2 protein-coding genes are annotated in these 3,139 nt (G+C 73.5%); both read right to left on the reverse strand.

Going from position 1 to position 3,139, the window contains the following annotated elements:
- Positions 1 to 2,237 (reverse strand): type I polyketide synthase (locus tag AB0D66_RS34335; RefSeq protein ID WP_362311069.1); only part of this gene is annotated, 2,237 nt, incomplete at its 3' end.
- Positions 2,234 to 3,139 (reverse strand): beta-ketoacyl reductase (locus AB0D66_RS34340; RefSeq protein WP_362311070.1); only part of this gene is annotated, 906 nt, incomplete at its 5' end. The genes AB0D66_RS34335 and AB0D66_RS34340, both read right to left, overlap by 4 nt.

A 3,139-nucleotide genomic window follows, 5' to 3' on the forward strand; every position in this document is an offset into this window, starting at 1 on the left:
TTGGCGATCGCGTCCGCGAGGCCGGAGATGATCGTCGAACCGGTGGTGTTGACCGCGGCGACGGACAGGGCGTCGCCGTAGGGGGCGATGAATCCCTCGACCTCGGCGACCGGGCGTTCGATCAGGGCCATACCGCCCTGACCCGCGCAGGCCAGGACCGCCTGCGAGCGCTGCGCCACGATATGCGAGCCCTGCTCCAAAGTGAGAGCACCGCTCACCACAGCGGCGACGACCTCGCCCTGCGAGTGGCCGACGACCGCTGACGGCTCGACACCGAGGGACCGCCAGACGGCGGACAGGCCCACCCCCATGGCGAACAGGGCCGGCTGGACCACGTCCACCCGGTCGAACGGCGGGTGGTCACCCTCCTCACCGGCGAGGACCTCACGCACCGACCAACCCGTGTGCGGCCGCAGCGCGGCGTCACAGGCGTCGATCGTCTCCGCGAAGACCGCGTTGGAGGCGAGCAGTTCACGGCCCATCCCCACCCACTGGCTGCCCTGCCCCGGGTAGACGAAGACGACCTTCCCGCGCTCGCTGGCGCTACCGGTCACCACCGCGTCATGCGACGTGCCCTCGGCCAGCGCGCGCAGCGCCTCCACCAGAGCGGCGGAGTCCGCGGCCACGACACTGGCCCGCGACTCGAAGTGCGAACGGTGCCGGGCGGCCGTCGCCGCCACGTCCGCCAGCGGAACCTCGGGGCGCTGCTCGACCCAGGCCGCCAGGCGGCCAGCCTGCTCCCGCAGCGCGGCCTCGTCACGGCCGGAGACGACCACCGGAAGCGGCGCCGCTCCCGCCGGTTCGGCGGGCGCGGACGCCGACGGGGCCGCGGCCGCGGCCGCCGTCGGGGGCTCCTCGAGGACGATGTGGGCGTTCGTACCGCTCAGGCCGAAGGAGGAGACGCCCGCGCGGCGGATGCGCTCCGCGCCCCGCTCCCACGCCCGCGCCTCGTTCAGCAGCTCGAGCCCGCTGTTCTTCCACTCGATGTGCGGGCTGGGCTCCTCGGCGTGCAGGGTCTTCGGGAGCACGCCGTGCTCCAGCGCCAGCACCATCTTGATCACACCGATGACACCGGCGGCCGCCTGCGCGTGCCCGATGTTCGACTTCGACGAGCCCAGGTAGACGGGCCGGTTGGCGGCGCGGTCGGGGCCGAAGACCTCGGCCAGCGCACCGGCTTCGATCGGGTCGCCGAGCGGGGTGCCGGTGCCGTGTGCCTCGATGGCGTCGATGTCGGCGGGGGTCAGCCGGGCCGCTTCCAGGGCGTCGTGGATGACGCGCTGCTGCGAGGGGCCGTTGGGGGCGGTGAGGCCCTGGCTGCGGCCGTCCTGGTTGACGGCCGAGCCGCGGATCACGGCCAGGACCGGGTCTCCGTCGCGCTGCGCGGCCGAGAGCTTCTTCAGGACGAGCACGCCCGCGCCCTCGGCCCAGCCGGCGCCGTCGGCGCCGGCCGAGAAGGACTTGCAGCGGCCGTCCGCCGCCATGCCCTTCAGACGGGAGAACTCCACGAACAGCGCCGGGGTGCTCATCACGGTCACGCCGCCGGCCAGCGCGAGTTCGCACTCGCCCTGGCGCAGGGCCTGGACGGCCAGGTGGATGGAGACGAGGGAGGAGGAGCAGGCGGTGTCGACGGTGACGGCCGGGCCCTGGAGGCCCAGCGTGTAGGAGACGCGGCCGGAGACGACGCTGCTCGCGTTGCCGGTGCTGTATCCGTCGAGGGCGTTGAGGTCGTGGCCCTGCTGGTTGCCGTAGTCGGAGCTCATCGTGCCGAGGTAGACGCCCGTACGGCTCTCGCTGAGCGCGTCGGGGCGGATGCCGGCCCGCTCCAGGGCCTCCCACGAGGTCTCCAGGACCAGGCGCTGCTGCGGGTCCATGGAGAGCGCCTCGCGCGGCGAGATGCCGAAGAAGGGGGCGTCGAAGCCCTCGGCTCCGTCGATGAAGCCGCCCTCGCGGGCGTAGCTCTTGCCGACGGCCTCCGGGTCGGGGTCGTAGACCCCGAGGCTGTCCCAGCGGGACGGCAGGCCGCCGACGGCGTCGCCGCCGGAGGCGAGCAGCTCCCAGAAGCCCTCCGGGGTGTCGATCCCGCCAGGGAGGCGGCAGGCCATCGACACGACCGCGATCGGCTCCGTACGCGAGGCCCGCTCGGCGTTGAGTTCCTTCTCGGTCTCGACGAGCGCGTTCGCCGTGCGCCTCAGGTACGCCTCGAGCTTTTCCAGCTTCTCGGATTCGGACGCGCTCATTCGCTCACTCCAAGCTTGCGATCCAGGAACTGCAGGAGGTCATCGGTGCTGTCGCCGCCGAGGTCGGCTTCGGTCTCGGCTTCTGCCGCGTCGGCGGTGCCGGCCGCGGCGGAGGCCTTGGCCAGTCCGTCCCGCAGGGCCAGCAGTCCGGCGGCCAGGCCCGGTTCCTCGAGTTGTTTCGGTGTCGCGGAACGCAGGAGTTCCACGAGGTTGTCGATCTGGTTCTTCGTCACGCGCTGTCCGGGCCGCGCCCCTCCCCCGGTTCCCACGGCCAGCTTGTCGAGGAGCAGGCCGGCGATGGCGGTGGGCGTCGGGTAGTCGAAGGCGAGCGTGGACGGCAGTGAGATGCCGGTCTCGGCGGAGAGGCGGCGGCGCAGCTCGACGGCCATCAGGGAGTCCATGCCGAGCTCCTTGAGGACCTGCTGGGCGCCGACGCCGGCGCTGCCGGAAGCACCGAGGACCACGGCGGCCTCGCGCTGCACCAGCTGGGTGAGCCGTGGCAGGCGCTCGCCCTCCGGCAGGGTGGTCAGCTGTTCCCGCAGCCCGTTCCCGCCGGTCGCCGCCTCGCCGCCGGCGCGCTTGCGCGGGGCGCGCAGGAGGGCTCGCAGCAGGGCGGGCGCGTCGCCGCCGTTGTCCAGTTCGCGTTGCAGCGGCGTGAGTTCGAGGCGTACGGGGACCAGGTGCGGTTGGGCCGAGGCCAGGGCCGCGTCCAGGGCCGCCAGGGCCTGCGGTTCGCTGAGGGCGGCGATACCGCGCCGGCGCATGCGGGCGAGTTCGGCCTGGCCGAGGGTGGCGGTCAGGCCTTGGCCGGCCTGCTGCCACAGGCCCCAGGACAGGCTCGTCGCGGGGAGTCCGTTGGCCCGGCGGTGGGCGGCGAGGGCGTCCAGGAAGGTGTTCGCGGC

Origin of the sequence: Streptomyces sp. NPDC048270, assembly GCF_040652335.1 — a bacterium.
Taxonomy (GTDB): domain Bacteria; phylum Actinomycetota; class Actinomycetes; order Streptomycetales; family Streptomycetaceae; genus Streptomyces.